The organism is Pseudomonas sp. EA_65y_Pfl1_P113 (assembly GCF_963970525.1).
GTDB lineage: Bacteria > Pseudomonadota > Gammaproteobacteria > Pseudomonadales > Pseudomonadaceae > Aquipseudomonas > Aquipseudomonas tritici.
Genome location: NZ_CAXAQM010000005.1, coordinates 160,021 through 179,915, shown reverse-complemented (window position 1 = coordinate 179,915; position 19,895 = coordinate 160,021). Strand labels below are relative to the sequence as shown.

The 19,895-nt window shown below is 59.2% G+C and carries 17 protein-coding genes; 5 read left to right on the top strand and 12 right to left on the bottom strand.

Features of this window, described 5'->3' with window-relative positions:
* The first annotated feature begins 21 nt into the window (after window positions 1–21).
* Window positions 22–1,170, top strand: a complete 1,149-nt coding sequence (locus AACY52_RS07445) for a patatin-like phospholipase family protein (protein WP_339560387.1) — start codon at window positions 22–24, stop codon at window positions 1,168–1,170.
* 44 nt (window positions 1,171–1,214) lie between these two features.
* On the opposite strand, the gene AACY52_RS07440 is transcribed toward AACY52_RS07445, so the two are convergent.
* The 8 genes from AACY52_RS07440 to puuE form a co-directional block, all read right to left on the bottom strand.
* Window positions 1,215–2,000, bottom strand: a complete 786-nt coding sequence (locus tag AACY52_RS07440) for an outer membrane protein OmpK (protein WP_339560386.1) — start codon at window positions 1,998–2,000, stop codon at window positions 1,215–1,217.
* Window positions 2,001–2,023: 23 nt separating this feature from the next.
* On the bottom strand, window positions 2,024–2,392 hold the full coding sequence (locus AACY52_RS07435) for a hypothetical protein (RefSeq protein WP_339416528.1): 369 nt from the start codon (window positions 2,390–2,392) through the stop codon (window positions 2,024–2,026).
* A 45-nt stretch (window positions 2,393–2,437) separates the two neighbouring features.
* A complete protein-coding gene (locus AACY52_RS07430; protein WP_339416527.1) occupies window positions 2,438–3,784 on the bottom strand; it encodes a nucleobase:cation symporter-2 family protein in 1,347 nt (448 codons plus the stop codon).
* A 182-nt stretch (window positions 3,785–3,966) separates the two neighbouring features.
* On the bottom strand, window positions 3,967–5,259 hold the full coding sequence (locus AACY52_RS07425) for a urate hydroxylase PuuD (RefSeq protein WP_339416526.1): 1,293 nt from the start codon (window positions 5,257–5,259) through the stop codon (window positions 3,967–3,969).
* A gap of 51 nt (window positions 5,260–5,310) precedes the next feature.
* On the bottom strand, window positions 5,311–5,814 hold the full coding sequence (locus AACY52_RS07420; RefSeq protein WP_065873378.1) for an ureidoglycolate lyase: 504 nt from the start codon (window positions 5,812–5,814) through the stop codon (window positions 5,311–5,313).
* A gap of 87 nt (window positions 5,815–5,901) precedes the next feature.
* Window positions 5,902–6,897, bottom strand: coding sequence for an allantoicase (gene alc, locus AACY52_RS07415; protein WP_339416525.1), 996 nt, complete (start codon window positions 6,895–6,897; stop codon window positions 5,902–5,904).
* Window positions 6,898–6,938: 41 nt separating this feature from the next.
* Window positions 6,939–7,454 (bottom strand): 2-oxo-4-hydroxy-4-carboxy-5-ureidoimidazoline decarboxylase, encoded by a 516-nt coding sequence (uraD, locus tag AACY52_RS07410; protein ID WP_339416523.1) that lies wholly within the window; start codon window positions 7,452–7,454, stop codon window positions 6,939–6,941.
* Window positions 7,451–8,377, bottom strand: a complete 927-nt coding sequence (gene puuE, locus AACY52_RS07405) for an allantoinase PuuE (protein ID WP_339416521.1) — start codon at window positions 8,375–8,377, stop codon at window positions 7,451–7,453. The genes uraD and puuE overlap by 4 nt, the downstream gene beginning before the upstream one ends.
* Window positions 8,378–8,763: 386 nt before the next feature.
* On the opposite strand from puuE, the gene uraH reads away from it, so the two are divergent.
* Both uraH and AACY52_RS07395 read left to right on the top strand, forming a co-directional pair.
* On the top strand, window positions 8,764–9,117 hold the full coding sequence (gene uraH, locus AACY52_RS07400; protein WP_339416519.1) for a hydroxyisourate hydrolase: 354 nt from the start codon (window positions 8,764–8,766) through the stop codon (window positions 9,115–9,117).
* 154 nt (window positions 9,118–9,271) lie between these two features.
* A complete protein-coding gene (locus tag AACY52_RS07395; RefSeq protein WP_339560385.1) occupies window positions 9,272–14,536 on the top strand; it encodes a dermonecrotic toxin domain-containing protein in 5,265 nt (1,754 codons plus the stop codon).
* Here the strand turns inward: AACY52_RS07395 and AACY52_RS07390 are convergent.
* The 3 genes from AACY52_RS07390 to AACY52_RS07380 form a co-directional block, all read right to left on the bottom strand.
* Window positions 14,517–15,158, bottom strand: a complete 642-nt coding sequence (locus AACY52_RS07390) for a LysE family translocator (protein ID WP_339416516.1) — start codon at window positions 15,156–15,158, stop codon at window positions 14,517–14,519. The genes AACY52_RS07395 and AACY52_RS07390 overlap by 20 nt on opposite strands.
* Before the next feature lie 11 nt (window positions 15,159–15,169).
* On the bottom strand, window positions 15,170–16,516 hold the full coding sequence (locus tag AACY52_RS07385) for an NCS2 family permease (RefSeq protein WP_339416514.1): 1,347 nt from the start codon (window positions 16,514–16,516) through the stop codon (window positions 15,170–15,172).
* Between the two features lie 169 nt (window positions 16,517–16,685).
* On the bottom strand, window positions 16,686–17,120 hold the full coding sequence (locus AACY52_RS07380; RefSeq protein WP_339416512.1) for a MarR family transcriptional regulator: 435 nt from the start codon (window positions 17,118–17,120) through the stop codon (window positions 16,686–16,688).
* Between the two features lie 81 nt (window positions 17,121–17,201).
* On the opposite strand from AACY52_RS07380, the gene AACY52_RS07375 reads away from it, so the two are divergent.
* Window positions 17,202–18,368 carry a PLP-dependent aminotransferase family protein gene (locus tag AACY52_RS07375; protein WP_339416510.1) on the top strand — a complete coding sequence of 389 codons (1,167 nt, stop codon included), beginning with the start codon at window positions 17,202–17,204 and terminating at the stop codon, window positions 18,366–18,368.
* A 10-nt stretch (window positions 18,369–18,378) separates the two neighbouring features.
* A complete protein-coding gene (locus tag AACY52_RS07370) occupies window positions 18,379–18,981 on the top strand; it encodes a glutathione S-transferase family protein (protein ID WP_339436285.1) in 603 nt (200 codons plus the stop codon).
* 22 nt (window positions 18,982–19,003) lie between these two features.
* On the opposite strand, the gene AACY52_RS07365 is transcribed toward AACY52_RS07370, so the two are convergent.
* On the bottom strand, window positions 19,004–19,894 hold the full coding sequence (locus AACY52_RS07365) for a LysR family transcriptional regulator (RefSeq protein ID WP_370468014.1): 891 nt from the start codon (window positions 19,892–19,894) through the stop codon (window positions 19,004–19,006).
* Window position 19,895: the final 1 nt, after the last annotated feature.

Here is a 19,895-nt window from a genome sequence, read left to right as displayed (position 1 = left end):
TTCCCCACATGGAGTGACGCAATGCGCCCAATTGAACCGGTTACAGGCTTGATTCTTTCCGGCGGCGGGGCGCGAGCGGCTTATCAGGTGGGGGTGCTGGCGGCGATTGCAGAGTTGTTGCCGCCGGGGGCGCCGAATCCTTTTCCGGTGATCGTCGGCACCTCGGCCGGCGCGATCAATGCGGTGAGCCTGGCCAGCGGCGCCATGGACTTCAGGGCCGCGATCCAACGTCTTACCGCCTTCTGGCAGGGCTTTCGTAGCCACCTGGTGTTGCGCAGTGATTGGCCGGGGGTGATTCGCCAAGCGAGCCGCTTCTTTATCCACAGTCTGCTGGGCCTGGGGGCCCGGGTGCCGGTGGCCTTGCTCAACAGCTCACCGTTACGCGACCTGTTGCAAGAGCGCTTGAACCTGGACGGCATCGACGAGGCCATCCAGCATAAACATCTGCACGCGGTAGCCGTGACGGCCTTTGGTTATGAGTCCGGGCAAGCGGTGACCTTTTATCAAGGCGGCGGCACCATCGACGCCTGGTTGCGCCATCGCCGTATCGGCATGCCCACTCAGTTGACCGTTGAACACCTGCTGGCCAGTTCGGCGATCCCTTTGCTGTTTGCGCCGGTCAAACTCGACCACGAGTTCTTTGGCGACGGTGCAGTGCGGCAATCGGCGCCCATCAGCCCGGCCCTGCATTTGGGCGCCAATCGCGTGCTGGTAGTCGGGGTCAGCGGCAACCCGCGTGGCAATGAACCGGCCGTGCAACGCACCTACACCGGCCAGGAGCCGACCCTGGCGCAGATCGGCGGGCACATGCTCAACAGCACGTTCATTGACAGCCTGGAAAGCGATATCGAATTGCTGGAGCGCTTGAATCAGTTCAGCCATTTCCAGCCGGCCGACAGCGCGGCTCAGGGCCTGGCGCCGGTTGAAGTGCTGGTGATTGCGCCCAGCCAGCCCATTGATGAGATCGCCGCGCGGCATCGCCAGGAATTGCCGGCGGCGTTGCGCTTGTTTTTACGTGGGCCGGGGGCGACCAAGACCAGCGGGGCAGGGGTGTTGAGTTACTTGCTGTTCGAGGCGGGGTATTGCAGCGAGTTGATTGAACTGGGGCGGCGGGATGCGTTGGCCAAGCGTGAGGAAATCACCCGGTTCCTCGGGTTGCCCCCGGTCTGAATGTGGGAGCGGGCTTGCTCCCACATAGGTTATGCGGTTAACGATCAGAAGTGATACTTGACCAAGAAGCTCGCCGTATCCTGCGTCGTCTTGAACGCACCCGAATCTTCAATCCCGTACTTGTTCTTCCAGTAGTCGTATTCAAAACCGACATACAACTGCTTGTCGCCCCAGTGCAGTGCCTTGCCCAAGTCATATTTGACCTGTGGGTTGAAGTGCAGGTTGGCGTGGTAAGTGCCACGGGCATTCTTGTCGTTGTCCACGACCCAGTCCATGAAGCCGTCGATCAACACGTCGGAGTTGCCCACCGGAATGGTGTACGACCAGACCGGCGTGATCTGCCAAACGCCATCGCCTGGGCGATTGCCTTCGGTCTGGCGCTGGTAGAAGTTCAGCTGGAAGTAGTCGAAACCGGGGATGTTCAAATCGAAGCCAGGACCGACCAGGTACGATTCATTATCGCCTTCACCAAACTCGTAAGTCATCGCCAGCAATACATCCTTGATCGGACCAAAGGACAGGTCCTTGTCGAGCATCTTGCCAAACGACAAACGCGGGCTGAACTCGCCGTAATAAGTATTCGGGCCGACGTTGCCATCTTCCTTGCCGTTATAAAAGATGCGGTCGAGGAAGAAGAAGTTGTCGCCGTACTTCCAGGCATCGGCATGTTCGAACGTGACGGTTTGCTGGACCTGCGGGTTGACGGTGAAGCGCTTGCCCCACAAGTAAGTCAGGCTGTTGTTCTGCCACTGCAACAGGTCACCGGCCACGGCTTGGCCACCGGCCAGCAGGGATCCCGCCAGCATCAGGCCTTTGAACATAGGTTTCATTCGGTTGCTCCCGAGTTAAAGTTTTATGGTTTTTCTTCTACGCAGGCGCTCTGGTGTGGCGCCTTTTGGTCAGCTGCAAAAATCGTCTGTTCGGTCAGCTTTAGTGCATTTAGCAAGAGCTGCGCCAAGGTGTTTAAAAAGCCAAAAAATCCGCGTCGGCTGCAGGGGATGCAGTCGAATTCAGGGGACTTTTGCGCACGCAGGCCGAAGACATAAGGCCGGGATAAGTTGGCCTTGCAGTCAGCTTTTACAGTCGCTGTTTTTTTTTGAGTCGATTCGAGCGGGCGCGGAGAATACTGGCTCTTATGCCTGGGCTCAAGTGCGCTGTAACAGAGCGCGTGGGGCGAGAATGGGGCACGGCTTGTGGCCGGCCCCGGGTGAATGGCGTGCATGTCGTGGTTCCCAGTTTCGTTATTGTTTTTGTAAGAACGAAGGAATCAATGGGTAGGGGCGACGGCAGGTCGTTCAGACCCGCCGAGGATGTTGAACAGGATATTCAGCGACAGCGCGCTGAGGGTGGCCATGGCGATGCCACTGTGGGTAATCGGGCTCATCCACAGCGGTAGTTGCGCGAAGAATTCCGGGCGCACCACCGGGATAAGGCCCATGCCGATACTCACCGCCACCAGCAGTTGGTTGCGACGGTCGGCGATATCGGCGTCCTGCAGGATTTTGATCCCGGTGGCCGCGACCATGCCGAACATGGCAATCGCCGCACCACCCAGCACCGCCGCAGGAATCGACGCCACCAGGTAAGCGGCTTTGGGCAGCAGGCTGAGCACAATAAGGAAGGCCCCGGCCATGATCGTCACCGAGCGGCAACGCACGCCGGTCATCTGCACCAGGCCGATGTTTTGTGCGAACGAAGAGTGGGTGAACGTGTTGAAGAACCCGGCAAAGAACGACGCGCCGGCATCGCACAACAAACCACGGCGCAGCATCTTCGGCGTGACGTCCTGGCCGGTGATCTTGCCCAGCGCGAGGAACATCCCGGTGGATTCAACAAAGATGATCACCACCACCAAGCACATCGACAGGATAGGCGCCAACTCGAACGTAGGCATGCCGAAGTGCAGCGGTGTCACCACTTGCACCCACGGTGCCTGGGCCAGGCCGCTGAGGTCGACCATGCCAAGCAGGCCGCACAAGGCGTAACCCAGGCCCATGCCGACCAGTACCGAAATGTTCACCCAGAAACCGCACATGAAGCGGTTGATCAACAAGATGGTGCCCAGTACCAGCGCAGCAATCGCCAGGTAGATCGGCGAACCAAATGTTGCAGCGCCACTGCCGCCACCGGCCCAGTTCACGGCGACCGGAAAGAGTGAGAGGCCAATCGCGGTGATCACGGTGCCGGTCACCAAGGGCGGGAAAAAGCGCACGATCTTGGACATGAACGGCGCGATCAACATACCGAAGAACCCGGCGGCGATGGTCGCGCCGAAGATACCCTGCAAGCCGATACCGGGCATGCCGGCCATGGCGACCATGCTGCCGACGGCGGCGAAACTGGCGCCCATCATCACCGGCATGCGGATGCCCACCGGGCCGATACCGAACGACTGCACCAGCGTGGCAATGCCGGCTACCAGCAGGTCGGCGTTAATCAGGAAAGCGATGTCTTCACGGCTCAAACCGGCGGCCTGGCCAATGATCAGGGGCACGGCGACGGCGCCGCCGTACATCAGCAAGACGTGTTGCAGGCCTACCAGAATCAGTTGCAAGAGGGGCAGCCGCACCATCGCGGGCACGGCAGGAATCTGCGGTTCGACTAACTCGGTCATGCAACACCTCGGATCTTTTTTATTTTTGTGTTGTGTGAAACGCAATCTCTACATCATCACTAATCCCCTGTGGGAGCGGGCTTGCTCGCGAATACGGTGTGTCAGTCGCTGAATGTGCTGACTGATCCGGCGCCTTCGCGAGCAAGCCCGCTCCCGCATTTGGAGCTGTGTGAATCAGTGAGCTAATTGGTACGCGCCCCCTGGTTGATCCAGGTACCAATCAAATCCCGCTCCTGCTGGGTCATCTGGGTGATGTTGCCCAGCGGCATGATCTGGCTCGCCACGGCTTGCGCTTGAATACGCGCGGCCTGCTGCTGGATCTGCGCCGGTGTATCAAACATCACCCCGGCCGGAGCAGTGCTGAACAGCGGGCTGGTGGGCTTGGCCGAATGGCACACGGTGCAGCGCTGTTCGATCACATGGTGAACCTGGCCAAAATCCGTGGTGGCCTGGGCGGGCGCGGGCTCAGCAGCCGGAGCAGCAGGCGCGGCGGGCACGGCGGGCTTCAAGCCGCCACCTAATGCCGTTTCCGGCAGCGGCTGGTACTCAATGGCCGCCGGTGCCTTGACCACTTCGGCGACGGGCTTGGGACCGGTCACATACGCCAGGCAAATCATCGCCAACGCACCCACCGGCAAGGTCCACGCGTACTTCTGGCTGTTATGCCGGGTGTTGAAGTAGTGCCGCACCAACACCGCCGCCACCGCGATGCCCGCCAGGATCAGCCAGTTGTATTGGCTGCCGTAGGTGCTCGGGAAGTGGTTGCTGATCATGATGAACAGCACTGGCAAGGTGAAGTAGTTGTTGTGACGCGAACGCAGCAACCCTTTGGCGGGCAGTGCCGGATCCGGCGTGCGGTTTTGCGCGATAGCCGCCACCAGCGCGCGTTGCGCCGGCATGATGATGCGGAACACGTTACCGACCATGATGGTGCCGATTATCGCGCCAACGTGCAGGTACGCACCGCGCCCGCTGAACACCTTGCTGAAGCCATAGGCTGCCGCAATCAACAGCACAAACAGGATAAAACCAAGCAGGGCAGGGCGTTTGCCCAGGGCCGAGTCGCAGAGGAAGGAGTAGATGAACCAGCCGGCGAACAGTGAGCCAAGGCCCAGCAATACGCCTTCGGTGCCGCTGAGCGTGCTGCCGGGGGCGAGCAGGTACAGCGTCGGGTTGAGGTAGAACACCACGCACAGCAGCGCGACGCCCGACATCCAGGTGAAATAGGCTTCCCATTTGAACCAGTGCAGATTGTCCGGCATGGTCGGTGGGGCCAGTTTGTATTTTTCCAAGTGGTAGATACCGCCACCATGGATCGCCCACAAGTCACCGGCCAGGCCGTTCTTGGGGTTGACGCGATTGAGGTTGTTTTCCAGCCAGACGAAGTAGAAAGAAGCGCCGATCCACGCGACGCCAGTGATCATATGAACCCAGCGCACGCTCAGGTTCAGCCATTCCAACAGATGTGCTTCCACAGTCTTTACCTCTCGCCTGTCACCCTTGTTGTCGGGTGATCCGGCCTTCTCTTATTGGTGGGGGGCGAGGATCAACCGCTCATCCTCTTCAAAAAAATGCTCATCGCAGTTATTGCCTGTGCCACTGCGATCAACCACCAGGAAGTCATCCCGCTTTTCGATCGTCAGCACCGGGTGGTGCCAGACGCCGCGATGGTAATTAATGCCCTGCCTGCCGTTGGTGACGAAGGCGCGGACCAAACCTGATACAGGTGCATCGCCAAGTGGCGCGACCACGATCAGAAAAGGGTTGCCGAGCAGCGGTATGAACGCCTGGCTGCCCAGCGGGTGTCGTTCCAGCATGCACACGGTCAGCGGCATGTCCTGCGCGTCGGCGCGGAAGATGCTGATGATCGCGTTGTCCTCAGGCTGTGCGGTTTCGACCGTCGCCAGCTTGTGAAAGCGCATGGTCGACCCGTTGTTGATCATGAAGTGATCGCTGCCATCGGTTTCGATAACGTCTCCGAAAGGGGCGAAGGCTTCTTTGGTCAGGGGTTCGATCATCAGTGTGCGCATGGCTGTCTCTTATCCGAATGCTGTGTTGTTGGTTCTGCTTGCTTTTGTAGTGAGCGGGGCAAGCCCGCTCACTGCAGGTTTCAGCGTTTACTTCGAAACTTTACCGAGCACGCGCAAGCGACTCACACCACCATCCGGGAACACATTCAGGCGGATGTGGGTAATCGGCCCCAGTGCCTTGATCTGCTCGGCGAAGGTGTGTTCGGCGTGCATTTCCAGCTTCTGCGCCGGCAGCAGTTCGCGCCAGAACAGTGACTGGGTTTCGATCTGGCTGTCGGTGCCGCCCTTCACGAACGCGCCCTGGATCGAGCAGGTGTCCGGGTAGTTGCCCTTGAAGTGCAGGGTGTCGACGATGATCTTCTCGATCGCGCCTGGGTGGCCCAGGGCGACGATCACCCAGTCATTGCCCGGTGTACGACGACGTGCGGTTTCCCAGCCGTCGCCCATGTTGATGCCACGGCCTGGGTTGAGGATGTTGCTCATGCGGCCGAAGTGTTCATCGGAGCACGCCAGCGCGCGACCTCCGTTGAGCGCCGAGGCCAGGTCGACTTGTTCGTTGTCGCCGACCGAGGACCAGTCGCGGAATGGAATGCCGTACACACGTAGACGCGCCACGCCGCCATCCGGGTAGATGTTGAAGCGCAGGTGGCTGTAGGCCTGGTCGTTGTTGATCTCGTGGTAGTGGTGGCTGTTGCCTTGCAGCTCGACGGCCGACAGCACTTCCACCCACTGGGTGTTTTCGTCCGGGTCGCCCGAGGCCAGGAAGCAGGCTTCCAGCGACGCCGACGGCGGGTAGTTGCCGGTGAAGAATGAGGTGTCGATGTCCACGCCCTTGATCGAGCCAGGTACGCCCAGGCGAATGACCGCACTGTCGTAGCCTTCGAAGCGCTTGCGGCGTGACTCCCAGCCGTCCATCCACTTGCCGTTGTCATCGAAAACGCCCTCCTTCCACACGGCCGGCGTCGGCTGGAACAGACGGTTGGCGTCAGCGAACCAGTCATCGGTCACCGAAAGGATCTTGGTGCCCAGACGGGCGTCGGCCAGGTTGACGAACTTCTCGAAAGGTACGGCGTAAGCTTTCATTCTTCTTGTCTGCCTTAGATAGAGTGGCTGGGGATGGTCGTTTAGAGGGTCAGTAATCGGAACAACGCGATCTTGTTGATCTCGGCCAGTGCGCAGTTGAACTCGGCGTCTGCCGAATTGTGGATGCGTGTTTCGAACGCGGCCAGGATCTGATGCCGGTTGCTGCCTTTTACCGCCATGATGAAGGGAAACTTGAACGTGGCCTTGTAGGTGTCGTTCAGCTCGGTGAAGCGTGAGAACTCTTCGGCCGTGCATTGGTGAATACCCGCGCCGGCTTGTTCATCGGTGCTGGCTTGGGTCAGTTGGCCCTGGACGGCGGCTTTGCCGGCCAGGTCCGGGTGAGCGTTGATCAGGGCCAGTTGACTGGCATGATCGGCGCTCAACAGGATATCGCTCATGCGCTGGTGCAGGGTTTCGATCTCGTCGATCGAAGCGTCCTGGCCCAGGTCGAAGGCCTTCTCGGCTACCCATGGCGAATGTTCGTAGATGTCGGCGAAGGCGGCGACGAATTCATCGCGGCTCAGGGTCGACGGCTTAAGGGTTTGGAACGCGGTCATTTCGCTGCTCCCGTGTACGGGTGGGTTTCGTGCCAGTGACGGGCAATGTCCACGCGACGGGTGAACCACACGTGTTCGTGACCTTTGGCGTACTCGAGAAACCGCTTCAACGAAGCCAGGCGCGCAGGGCGGCCGATCAGGCGGCAATGCAGGCCGATGGAAAGCATCTTCGGCGCCTCGTCCCCTTCGGCGTAGAGCACGTCGAAGGCGTCCTTGAGGTATTCGAAAAAGTCATCGCCCTTGTTGAAACCCTGCACCTGGGTGAAGCGCATGTCATTGGTGTCCAGGGTGTAGGGGATCACCAAGTGCGGCTTGTCGGTAGGGTTGTTAGGCTCCCAGTAGGGCAGGTCGTCGTCGTAGGTGTCGCAGTCATACAGGAAACCGCCTTCCTCCATCACCAGCCGGCGGGTATTCGGGCCGGTGCGCCCGGTGTACCAGCCCAATGGGCGCTCGCCGGTGAGTTCGGTGAGGATGCGGATGGCTTCGAGCATGTGCTCGCGCTCCTGGGCCTCGTCCATGTATTGGTAGTCGATCCAGCGGTAGCCGTGGCTGCAGATTTCGTGACCGGCCTCGACCATCGCGCGGATCACGTCCGGGTGACGCTGGGCGGCCATGGCCACGGCGAAGACGGTCAGTGGAATATCGAATGCTTTAAACAGCTTGAGGATGCGCCACACGCCGGCGCGGCTGCCGTATTCGTACAGCGACTCCATGCTCATGTTGCGCGCGCCTTGCAGCGGCTGCGCCGAAACCATTTCCGACAGGAAGGCTTCAGACTCTTTATCACCGTGCAAAATATTGCGCTCGCCGCCTTCTTCGTAATTGAGTACGAAAGACAACGCGATGCGCGCCTTGCCCGGCCAGTGGGGGTGAGGAGGGTTACTGCCGTAACCGATCAGGTCGCGTGGGTAGTCAGCGCTCACTGCAGTCTTCCTTCTTGTGCGTGATCATTCATGTGGCGGCCGGGCAGTGAAAAGACTGGGTGGCGTCACAGCGATGAGTGATTGTATACAACTTATCGGCAACTTTGTAAGCCTGCATTTTTGCATTTTTTCCGCAGAGCTCTGTGTAAAGGGTGTAGCAAGAAACTTGCCTGACTGGTCAGCTAATGGACAAAAGGTTGTTTAAAAGCAAGGATTACTCATCGATCAGTCTGTCGAGCATCAGCAGCATGCTGATCCAAAGCGTTATGATTTTTATTGTGTACAATTTTTTTTAAAAGTGTCTTAATCAGCCATCGCCGGCTTTTTCGATGCCCTGAAAAAGTGCGGATCACTCTTCTACTGACCACGGGAGGCGCGTAGACGCCATGGGACGCTTGACCACACACATTTTGGACGCCGCACACGGCTGCCCCGGCAGCGCGATCAAGGTTGAACTGTATCGCGTCGAAGGCACTCAGCTTGAGTGGGTCGCTACCGCCGTGACCAACAGCGACGGGCGCTGCGAAGCACCATTGCTGCAAGGCGACGACTACCGCAGCGGTGTCTACCAGCTGCAATTCAGCGCCGGTGATTACTACCGTGCCCGTGGCGTGCAATTGCCTGAACCGGCGTTTCTCGATGTGGTGGTGTTGCGCTTTGGCATCAGCGCCGAACAGGATCACTACCATGTCCCACTGTTGATTTCGCCTTACAGCTATTCCACCTACCGCGGTAGCTGAGCGTCACCTCGCTTCACACCCCCAAAGCTCTTCGTTGGTTTTTCGCCCGCCCACACTGCGGGCTTTTTTTGCCTGCAGTGGGCTCAATTATCTAGCGCGTTCTGACCGCCTGCGTTGCTTAGGCTGGGTGTTTTCCTCCACGAGAAAAAACACCATGACCTCGGCCACCGAAAGTCAGTCCGCTCCTCCCGTTTCCAGCGCTGCGTCCGACACCGACGAGATTGACGACGCCAGCGATGCTGAAGAGGCCCCCGACGCTGAGTTACGGGCCATTCGTAACTCGTTGAAGGCGCGGGTTCGCACCTCTACCCATCCCAGCCGCCTGATCAATCAGATCTGCCTGGCCGACATGCGCTGCAGCGAGTCGGCGCAGACGCTGACACATCTGCTGGGGCGCTCGCCCAAAATATTGAAGGTGATTCGCGCCGAGCTCTACAAGGCGTTCAAGGAGGAACCGGATGATCTGCTGTTTACCGTGCCTGCGAAGGACGGTGAGCCCGAGAAAGTCGACAGCCTGACAAGTCGTGCATTGTCGTTGCTTTTTGAGCCCTGGGCGGCTGCCAGTGTTTGTGCGTCAACCACGCTGACCATCAAAGGAAAGCCCGGCTCTCGATTGACATTGACGCCGTTGGAAGCCCTTCAACGGGTGGTCGCGATGCGGCTTTATGAGCGATTAATCCACGCGGCCGCTAACTATTGGGACACCTTGGCATACGGTTCCTGGCGCACGCGCCGGGAGCGCTGGGTAGCGTTGCACGAGGAGCTCTTCGCCGCCCATGCCTTGATCGCGCGGCAACTGGATGAGCTGTCGAGTACCGGAATGGCCATGGTTCAGGCTGTGATTGATGCGCCTGGCGCGCCGGCGCGTCAGGCCGCGGGTGGTGATTGGGCCTGCGTGCGAGTGGGCCAGTTACTCTGGCCGGGTACACCTGCGATGGTGATTCCAGGTGCCCTGCATATCTATCGCGAGGGTGACCCCAGTGGTGTGCCGCATATCATTTACCTGCCGGGTGTGGCCCGCAATCTCTATGAGTACCCTTCCTTCGTTGCGCTTCAGTGCGGTGTGCTGGAGCTGAGCAAGTCGCGGTTTGACGAGCTCTGGCAATGCTTGCCTTTAAATCGTCGCCACATGTTATGCCGTCCTGCGGACTTGTCCCCGGCGTCCAGCGTTGTGCGTGGTCAGGAGATTCTGGAGGATGCGTTGGCGCTGGGGGCGCAGGAGTTGCTGAGCCAGCAATGGAATAACGAGTTGGCCTGCGTTTCGGTGATTTATCACCAGCACGTATTTGCCAAAGAGCGGCCGCAGCCACTTGATGCAGGTTCGTTTCTCAAGTACGTGGAGGGCAACAGGAAACAACTGGTCGGGTGGGCTCGGCTCGGCGAGCTGCGTGACGAATTGCTCGATTGGGACCACCAGCGACGGAGCACAGAAATTATCTTTGCCAGTGTCGCGCCCGGCTTGGCGCTGCGCACGGCAGAGCAGCAGATCAAGCGTTACGAAAAAGGCATGGTCGCGCTGCTGGATCCGGATGATCCAAGCGCCGAGACACCGGCGCATCAGGAGGTCGTCGCATGGGTGGGTCAACTCAAGGTTCACGCCCAAACCTTGAATGCATTGTCGCAGGGTGCCGGGCAACGCTTGCTTCACGTTGATTTTTGGTCTGAGCGCCCAGGTGGGGAGGGGACACCCAGGCGGGTTGTGTCGTTTATGCACGCCCAAACCGAGGCCTTGCGCTGCGAAGTGCAGTTGCAACACAGGCTTAAGCTGCTGAGTACGGCGCATCGTGACTTGATGATTGAAGTGGTGGAGCAGCCTTTGCCCGCCCGGCGTCCGGACAGTCAAACCCAGGTGCTGTCGATTGCCATCGGCAGCGAGCTGGATGCCTTTTACTCGCTCCATAACATTTGGGTGGTTACGACCGCCGCGGCGGTGAGAGTCCCGCTTCGCCAGCTACCCGTGGTGCTGTACGCCTTCGGAGAAGAAGGCGGGGTGATGGCTTTTGCCGGGCTGGACGCCCTCACCCGAAGTGTCAAAGCCAGTCTCGTCAGTCGGGACGATTCCGTGCTGTGGGGCTGTGTCGCGCGCGATAAGCGCAACAACTTACGCACACATGCGGTGCGTGAAACCTTAGAGGTGCGCTACGTGCCCATCCCAGGTAAACCGGCATTGGCCTCCCTCAAAAAGCGCCTTGGGAGCTGTGATCGCTTGTACAAAAGCACCGATCACATCACGCGTATTTTCAGTGAGGTCAAGGATGCCGACATGAGCCGTGCGCTGCTGTTGACTGAGCTGGAACAACACCTGCAGGTTCCCTTCAATAGCGCCCTGAGCCGCGCGCAGGCGAATATTGAGTTGCTGCGCAACGTCGCACTTGAGGCGAAAAAACTGCCGGCATGGTTAGCGGGGGCCACGCGTGCGCAGCGCAAACACTTCAGGCGCTCGAAGAAGCTTTACATGAGCAGCACCTGGGCATTTTTAAGCCGGCTGGAACAACGTCTACCGGACTTGAACACCTATGCCCGCCAGGCGTTGACCGCCCGGTTGCGTGACGAGGGGATCTCCTTGGGGGTGCAGATAGACGAGCCCTTTATGGCGATGTCCGGTGATATCCATGGCACGTATTGTGATTATAAAGAGGCTTGCCTCTTGAAAGATCCGCAAAAGATACTGCCCCCCTCGTCGTCGTGCAGGGCCTTCAGTCTATTGGAGCTGGCGCTGCACAACCTGGACCCGCTGGCACCTTGGACGCACTATAAGTTAAACCGTGCTTGCCCTCTGCGATGGACGTGGCCAGACAGTCTTTCGACTGGCCGTTTGAGGCAAATCGTATCTTCGCTGGATGTAGGCGGCCGGTACGACGCATTGATCAATAAGGTGTTTTATCCCTCTGTTAATCCCAGTAACTCGCTCAGCAAAGGACGTATTCCCGAGTTATTGAATCGCGCGCTGCGTGCGGGGGTTGAGCATCATCTGTTTTCAGCGATTCAACACGGGCTGTCGGCGAACGCGCAAAGCGTATTCAGTACTGCAATGGCCGCACGGACGCCGCAGGACCTGATGACGAACCCGCATGAGTTAAACCTGCACGTGGTTCATTTGGTGGGCCATACGATGCAGCATGATCGCTATGTCGCAGGGATAGTGGTCGTGCAAGACAAGCGTTCGCAGCTTTGCGTGGTCTATTGGCCCCAGGCGCCCCTCGCCTTGGTGCTCACTGAGTACAGCAACCTTGAAAAGGCAGGGGCTGAATTGAACCGTCTGTGCGCATTGCCCGATAACCTTAAGACGCTGGCACGCCAGGTCGCACCCGGCTGGGCCTTTCAGGCAAAGCACCAGTCCCCGTTCGAACCAACGGCCTTCAACATACTTGATGTGCTTCCTGGCAGTTTCCTCGTGAGAGGGATTTGGCGGTTGACCCGCCTGCTGCGCGTCAAGCATCTGGAACCGTCGCTGTTACTTGATGAGATTGAAGAACAGGCGCTCGAGCAGATTGCCAGTGATCCACGGGATTGGCTGGCGATTGTTGCCACGTCCAACTGCAATGCCCAGGCGTTGCTGTACCACGGCAAAGTGCACGAGTTGCAACGCCAGGCACAGGCCGCCAGTTACTCTAATAAAGCGCTGAAGGAATATCGAATCCGCCGCCTTCGCGACGGCAGCTTGGCCAAAACACGGATGGTGTTAAGTCTCTTCATTCCCGTACTCGGAGTGTTCAGTGACATCTACGAGTTGTACGTTGCAGCGCGCCGTTACAAGCGTTATGGCGATCCCAGTGATAAGCGCGTGTTGGCCGATACGATTAAATTGTTAATGGTCAATCTGGTGATGACGTTCGTACCCGGCCCCAAGGTGGCGGGTGTGGCGGGGGCTTCCGCTATACGGTCTGCGCTGCCCCCGGCTTTGGGGCGGATACGCCGCTGGCGGGTGGAACCGAGCGGTGGTCCCCGTTCGGCGTCATCCGTGAGGCAACTTCCGGCCCTGGAGCGTTTCAAGACTGCATCGGTGCCGGAGGGGGCTGTGGCGTTGAAGGGGCCGGGTCGGGAAGGTGTCTACGTCAAAAATGGAGGGCTATTTGTGGCGGATGACACACACCATTATCCGGTTTACAAACGGGGCAGTGAGCAAGGGTTTCGTCTGAAAAACCAGCAGTCGCCGGGTCAGGACGAATTGATTCTGGATATCCACCAGTCCAGGGAGTGGTTACTCGGCGCAGACGCGCCGCAACCGGTGGCGGGAACGAGTTCAAGCATGCCAGGCCCGTGGACAGCTCCGGTACCACCGTCGCCGGACTGGTCGCCTCCCTTAGTGCGCACGGCGACGGAAGACTGGATTAAGAAAACCGTCACGGCACCCTCTGATGGGCTGCAGTGGCGTATGCAAACTCCGAATGTTGACCAAATGATCTTGCTCGCGCCTGATGTGTATCACATTCCGATGGATTCCCGAGGTTTTGCCTGTAATGTACTGCGAGACGCCCCGGCTGGCGCGAGTTTGGCTGATCCGTCAAGTGCTTATTACAGGTTGCTCCCTCAAGGTAATCAAGCGCCTTTGGACGGCATTGTATTTATCATGAAGGATGAACCGTTGGTGTCATTGGCCAGCGTTGATCTCGAGCGTTGGACAAGCACCGCGCGGCTCGAACAGCCTATTGCGGCCTCACGCACTTCGACGAACGACTGGGTGTTCCATACACCTCTATTCAACAAGCCATTGGCGGAGTCTGTGGGGGATGCATTTCCTGCCATGACCATCAAAAGCCGGGATTTCACTGTCGCAAGGATGATTGAACGGGCGGATTCGAGTCGCTCTGCAACGGCGACTCATCTGCTCAACGTTCGTGCGACGTTGGACGGTTGGTTACCAGCACTGCCTGCCAGCCCCGGTCAAACGGATGACTTGCTGAGGATGTTGCGGTATTCCCATAGGAAGAACGGCACGGTGTTCATCGGTTTCGATGGTAAAGCGCCCGGCTTTACTCGTGTCGACTTTCAGGCGACGGGATTGGATCCTTCGTTGCGGCCCAGTCGCGGGGGGCGCTGGGTTGAGCGAAACGATGCGCAGTATGCGGCCGTCAGGCAGGTGCTGGAGCGACAGGGTTTCAGTGTCAATGAGCTGCGCAAAAAGCGAGGTCGCCGGTTCACGCGCGATTTTATCGCGACCCATACGTCCTCCGATCAGAACCTGCTGTACTACGTGACAGTCCAGTGGGCCGAAAAAGGGGTTGTCACGTTGCATGAACGGTTGACGGATGGTTGGTTTAATCGAGCCATTAGCCGATCTCCAAAATTAAGCGCGCTCGTGCAAGTCAAAAGTGCCATGGAGGAGGGGCGATTGATCCGGATCGCAGCAGGCATTCAATGGCCCGTCCGGGGTACGGTTCCTCCCAGTGTTTATTTCGTCAAAGTGAGTCCATTCTGACCTTCATCAACGACATCATGCCCGCACCGCCAAACAATCCCGCACTGACACGGTTGAACCAGCTTTGGCCTTTGCCGCTGCGCAGGTAGCGGGCCGCACCATGGGCGCTCAAGCCATAGGCCAGTTTGCAGAACAGGTCGAGCACGGTCCAGGTGGCGATCATTACCAGTAGTTGTGGCAGGAACGGCTGCTCGCCGTTGAGAAACTGGGGCAGAAAGGCGGCGAAAAACAGAATGTCCTTTGGGTTGCTGGCGCCGAGGACAAAGGCGCGGCCAAACAGTGTGCGAAAGCGGGGCGTGGCAGCCGACTGCGCAACTTCGGCGCCATGGGCCGGTTGCCGCGATTGCTGCCAGCTCTGCCAGGCGAGATAAAACAGGTACAACGCGCCAACAATCTTCAAGGCACTGAACAGTTGCTCGGACGCCAGTAACAACGCCCCCAAACCCAGCGCCGAGGCGCTGAGCAGGCAGATCGAGGCAAGTACCCCGCCAAGAAACGCTGGATACGAGCGGCGCAGCCCATAGTTGAGGCTGTTGCTGATCATCAGCAGGGACAGTGGCCCTGGTATGAGGATCACCACCAATGCTGCGCCGCTGAACAGTAGCCAGGTTTCCAGGTTCATCCATTGCTCCTTTATAGAAATATGAATTTGGCGATAAAGATCGCGCACAGCACCCACAGGCTGACAGAAATCTCGCGGTACTTACCGGTGCCGGCCTTGAGCGCCACATACGTGATAAAGCCCAAGGCGATACCGTCGGCGACCGAGAAGGTCAGCGGCATCATGATTGCGGTGACAATCGCCGGGATGCTGTCAGTGGCTTCATCCCAATTGATATGGGCCATGCTCGCCATCATCAGCATCGCGACATAAATCAGCGCACCCGCCGTGGCATACGCTGGAATCATCCCCGCCAGTGGTGCAAAAAACATCGCCGCCACAAACAGGATGCCCACGGTCACGGCGGTCAGCCCGGTACGCCCGCCAGCGGCCACGCCGGCAGCACTTTCCACGTAGCTGGTCACCGGTGGAACACCCACCATGGCACCGAATACGCTGGAAGCACTGTCGGCTTTCAACGCACGTGACAGGTTATCGATCTTGCCATCGGCATTGACGAGGCCGGCCCGCTGCGCGACGCCCATCAGTGTACCGGCAGTGTCGAACATGTGTACAAAAAGAAATGCAAATACCACGCTGATCATGCTGATATTGAATACACCTTTTACGTCCATGGCCATCCAGGTCGGCGCCAGGCTCGGAGGTGTGGCAAGAATGCCGTTGTAGTGCACCAGGCCCAGCCCTCCACCCGCCAGCGTCACAGCGATGATGCTGATCAGGATCGCGCCGAACACGCGGTGGTAGCTGAGGATCGCGATCAGCAGGAAGCACACGGCTGCCAGCAGTGGCGCGGGCTCGTGCAACGAACCGAGTTTGATCAAGGTCGCGGGACTGTCGACGATGATGCCCGCCGTCTTCAGGCCGATCACCCCGAGGAACAGGCCTACACCCGCGCCCATCGCATGGCGCAAGCTGACGGGGATGCTGTTGAGCAGCCATTCGCGCACGCGGGACAGGGTCAGGCCCATGAACAGAACGCCGGAAATAAACACTGCGCCCAGCGCAGTTTCCCAGGTGTAGCCCATGGTGCCGACCACGGTGTAGGTGAAAAACGCGTTCAAGCCCATGCCCGGCGCCAGGCCGACCGGCCAGTTGGCGTAGAGGCCCATTAACAGGCAGCCCAGCGCGGCGGCGATGCAGGTGGCGACGAATGCCGCGCCGTGATCGATGCCGGCGTCGGCCATGATGTTCGGGTTGACGAAAATGATGTAGGCCATGGTGATAAAGGTGGTGAGACCGGCGATCAGCTCGGTCTTCACTGTGGTGCCATGCAAGCGCAGCTTAAACAGGCGTTCCAGCCAGCCGGTGCGGGTGGGTTGGAGGTCCAGGGGTGAGGCTTCGGATTTGCGGCTATCCACAGCGAGTACTCCTCAAGCATTTTATTGTTATGGCCAGCGCTTAGGCGCTGTGAGGTACTGGCGGGTTTGTTGACCAATAGGTCAGGAACTCGCACGAAGCGAATTATGCTTTTGTATACAAATAAAGCAAATAATGTTTTCGAGCGGTTGGGTAAAAGTGGATGAAAGGCTAGTTCAAGGCACTCAGCGCCTGGTTCACCGCTAGCCATCCGGCCACGGCTTCAGCCCCCGCGTCACTGAAGGCGCGTTGCAACAACTTCACCTGTTCGCGGCGCAGTGATTGCTCAAAACGCAGGCCTTCTTCAGTGAGCTCCAGCAGGCGTTTGCGCTTGTCGGTTTCTGACGCGACGCTGTTGACCAGATGCATTTCCTGCAATTGGCGCAGGGGCATGTTCAGCGCCTGCTTGCTCACACCGAGCAATTCCAGCAGTTCCTTCACGCTCAAGGCGGGGTAGCGCGCGATAAAAAACACAATGCGCTGGTGCACGCGGCTCAGGCCTCGACGTTCGAGCATTTCGTCGGCTTTGGCGGTGAAGGCCTGGTAGCCGAAAAAGAACGCCTCCATGGCCTCTTGTTGGCGGGCCTGGTTTTTAAGGTCAAGCATGTTGACGTATCCACTGAAGTTGTCGTAATTTCGGTCAACCAGTTTGACGTATTTAACGCGATCTTCGCTACCGGTGACCCCATGGCCTTCTCTGAACGTGTTACGCGCCTTAAAAGCTCCCTGATCCGTGAAATCCTCGCGGCAGCCCAGCGCCCGGAAGTGATGTCTTTCGCCGGGGGGCTGCCGGCCGAGGCCATGCTGCCAGCATTGAACTGGGATGACATGCCGCTGAACATCGGCCAATACGGCATGAGCGAAGGCGAGCCACAATTGCGCGAGTTGCTCGCCGCCGAGGCCCGAGCCCTTGGCGTGCCGTGCCAGGCCAGCCAGGTGCTGGTGGTCAGCGGTTCCCAGCAAACCCTGGACCTGGCGGCGAAGCTGTATATCGACAAAGGCACGCAGATCCTGTTGGAAGGCCCGACCTACCTGGCTGCCTTGCAGATCTTCCAGCTGTTCGGCGCCGATTGCCTCACCGTGTCATTGGAAGCCGATGGCCCCGACCTGGCCGCTCTGCGGGTCAACCTTGAACGCCATCGTCCGGCGTTCATCTACCTGATCCCGACGTTCCAGAACCCGTCGGCCGTGCGCTACAGCGACGCCAAGCGCGCCGCCGTCGCCGCCTTGCTCGATGAGTTTGGCGTGACCCTGATCGAAGATGAGCCCTACCGCGAACTGACGTTCGACGGCGGCAGCGCCACACCGATTGTCGGACGCCTGAAAAAAGCCAGTTGGATCTACACCGGCACCGTGTCCAAGACCCTGTTGCCGGGCCTGCGCGTTGGCTACCTGATTGCCAGCCCGGACCTGTTCCCGCACCTGCTCAAGCTCAAGCAGTCGGCGGATTTGCACACCAACCGCGTCGGCCAGTGGCAAGCGATGCAGTGGATCGGCACGGAGAAATACCAGCATCACCTGGTGGAACTTCGCAGCTTTTACCGCGAGCGTCGCGATGCGTTCCAAGCCGCATTGGAACGTCACTTCGCCGATCTGGCCGACTGGCAAGTGCCCCAGGGTGGATTATTCTTCTGGCTGACCTTGAAACAGCCGCTCGACACCCGCACCTTGTTGGCTCAAGCGCTCGATCAGAACGTCGCGTTCATGCCCGGTGAACCGTTCTTTTCCGAGCCGGACCAGCACCACGGTTCGCTGCGACTCAATTTCAGCCATATCGACCCGGCCCGCCTCGACGAAGGTCTTAAGTGCCTGGCCGCGGTGGTCCGTCACGCACAGCACGCGCAAGCGGCATAAGGGGAGCCCCATGTACAAGGTTTATGGCGATTACAAGTCGGGCAACTGCTACAAGGTCAAATTGATGCTCAGCCTGCTGGGCATCCCGTATCAATGGATCGATGTCGATATCCTTAACGGCGATACCGAGACCCCCGAGTTCCTGACCAAGAACCCCAACGGTAAGATCCCGGTGCTGGAACTGGAAGACGGCACCTGCCTGTGGGAGTCCAACGCGATTCTCAACTTCCTCGCCGATGGCAGTGAGTTCCTGCCCACCGAGCCGCGCCTGCGCACGCAAGTGCTGCAGTGGCAGTTCTTCGAGCAATACAGCCACGAGCCGTACATTGCAGTGGCGCGGTTTATCCAGTTTTACCTGGGACTTCCCGAGGATCGTCTGGAGGAATACAAAAAACTGCACAAAGGCGGCTACAAGGCACTCAAGGTGATGGAGCGCCAGCTGCAGTTGACGCCTTACTTGGTGGGCGACCAGTTCTCCATCGCCGATGTGGCGCTGTATGCCTACACCCATGTGGCGAATGAAGGTGGGTTTGACCTGGACGCTTATCCGGCCGTGCAGGCGTGGCTGGTGCGGGTGGCCAGCCATCCCAAGCACGTGCCGATGCTGGACTGACAACGAGGCCGAAATGTGGGCGCTAGAGTGTGTCAGATAGTTCGTCGTTCAGCAGATCAAAGCAGCGTTGTGCTGCGGGACTCAGCCCCATCCCGCTGCGACTGATCAACCCGATCTCCCTGTTCACGCCAGGATGATCGATATTGATGCGCTTCAACCCCTCCAGACTGTCCGCCGCCGACTCTGGCAGCACACTGATCCCCAGCCCTTGGCGCACCAGCGCCAACACGGTCGACATGTAGTTGGCCTCCATCCCGGCGTTCATCGTCAGTCGTGTCTCGTCGAACAGCGCATCCACGTGCTCGCGCACACTGCTGTCGCGGCCGGTGAGGATGATCGGCTGGTCCGCCAATTGTTCCAGGGTCAGTTGTTGATGGCGGGTGAGGGGATGATCCAGCGGTACAAACGCGCACAAACGATCATTCAGCACCGGTACGAATTCCAGGCCGTGGCTGAGCCGTGCGCGCACGCCGATGCCGAAATCCACTTCGCCGGAACGTACTTGAGCGTGAATGCGATGGGCCACCAGGTCATGCAGGCGTACTTCGATCCCGGCAAAACGCTCGCGAAACAGGCGCAGAACAGGCGGCAGCGAACCGGCACAGACCGAGGGCAGGGCGGCGATGGTGACCACGCCTCGGCGTAAGGCGGCGAGGTCGCGGGAACCGGTGACGATGTTGTCCAGGTCCAGCAGCAGTTTTTCCATGGGCCCGCGCGCATCCAGGCCGGCGGCGGTGATACTGACGTGACGTGGGCTGCGGTCGAGCAGGGCGACGCCGAGCCAGTCTTCCAGCTGCTGCACTTGCACGGTCAGCGCAGAAGGCGATAGGTGCAGCTCATTGGCGGCCTTGGTGAAACTGCCGGTGCGGGCCACGGCAAGGAATGCCTGGATGTGTTGCATGCTGTTCTTCATT

Coding starts and splice junctions, on each gene's coding strand:
- AACY52_RS07380 (WP_339416512.1), bottom strand. CDS start 17,120: ATGCTTGACCTTAAAAACCAGGCCCGCCAACAAGAGGCCATGGAGGCG.
- AACY52_RS07430 (WP_339416527.1), bottom strand. CDS start 3,784: ATGACCGAGTTAGTCGAACCGCAGATTCCTGCCGTGCCCGCGATGGTG.
- uraH (WP_339416519.1), top strand. CDS start 8,764: ATGGGACGCTTGACCACACACATTTTGGACGCCGCACACGGCTGCCCC.
- AACY52_RS07420 (WP_065873378.1), bottom strand. CDS start 5,814: ATGCGCACACTGATGATCGAACCCCTGACCAAAGAAGCCTTCGCCCCT.
- AACY52_RS07375 (WP_339416510.1), top strand. CDS start 17,202: ATGGCCTTCTCTGAACGTGTTACGCGCCTTAAAAGCTCCCTGATCCGT.
- uraD (WP_339416523.1), bottom strand. CDS start 7,454: ATGACCGCGTTCCAAACCCTTAAGCCGTCGACCCTGAGCCGCGATGAA.
- AACY52_RS07390 (WP_339416516.1), bottom strand. CDS start 15,158: ATGAACCTGGAAACCTGGCTACTGTTCAGCGGCGCAGCATTGGTGGTG.
- AACY52_RS07395 (WP_339560385.1), top strand. CDS start 9,272: ATGACCTCGGCCACCGAAAGTCAGTCCGCTCCTCCCGTTTCCAGCGCT.
- AACY52_RS07445 (WP_339560387.1), top strand. CDS start 22: ATGCGCCCAATTGAACCGGTTACAGGCTTGATTCTTTCCGGCGGCGGG.
- alc (WP_339416525.1), bottom strand. CDS start 6,897: ATGAAAGCTTACGCCGTACCTTTCGAGAAGTTCGTCAACCTGGCCGAC.
- AACY52_RS07440 (WP_339560386.1), bottom strand. CDS start 2,000: ATGAAACCTATGTTCAAAGGCCTGATGCTGGCGGGATCCCTGCTGGCC.
- AACY52_RS07365 (WP_370468014.1), bottom strand. CDS start 19,894: ATGAAGAACAGCATGCAACACATCCAGGCATTCCTTGCCGTGGCCCGC.
- AACY52_RS07435 (WP_339416528.1), bottom strand. CDS start 2,392: ATGCACGCCATTCACCCGGGGCCGGCCACAAGCCGTGCCCCATTCTCG.
- AACY52_RS07370 (WP_339436285.1), top strand. CDS start 18,379: ATGTACAAGGTTTATGGCGATTACAAGTCGGGCAACTGCTACAAGGTC.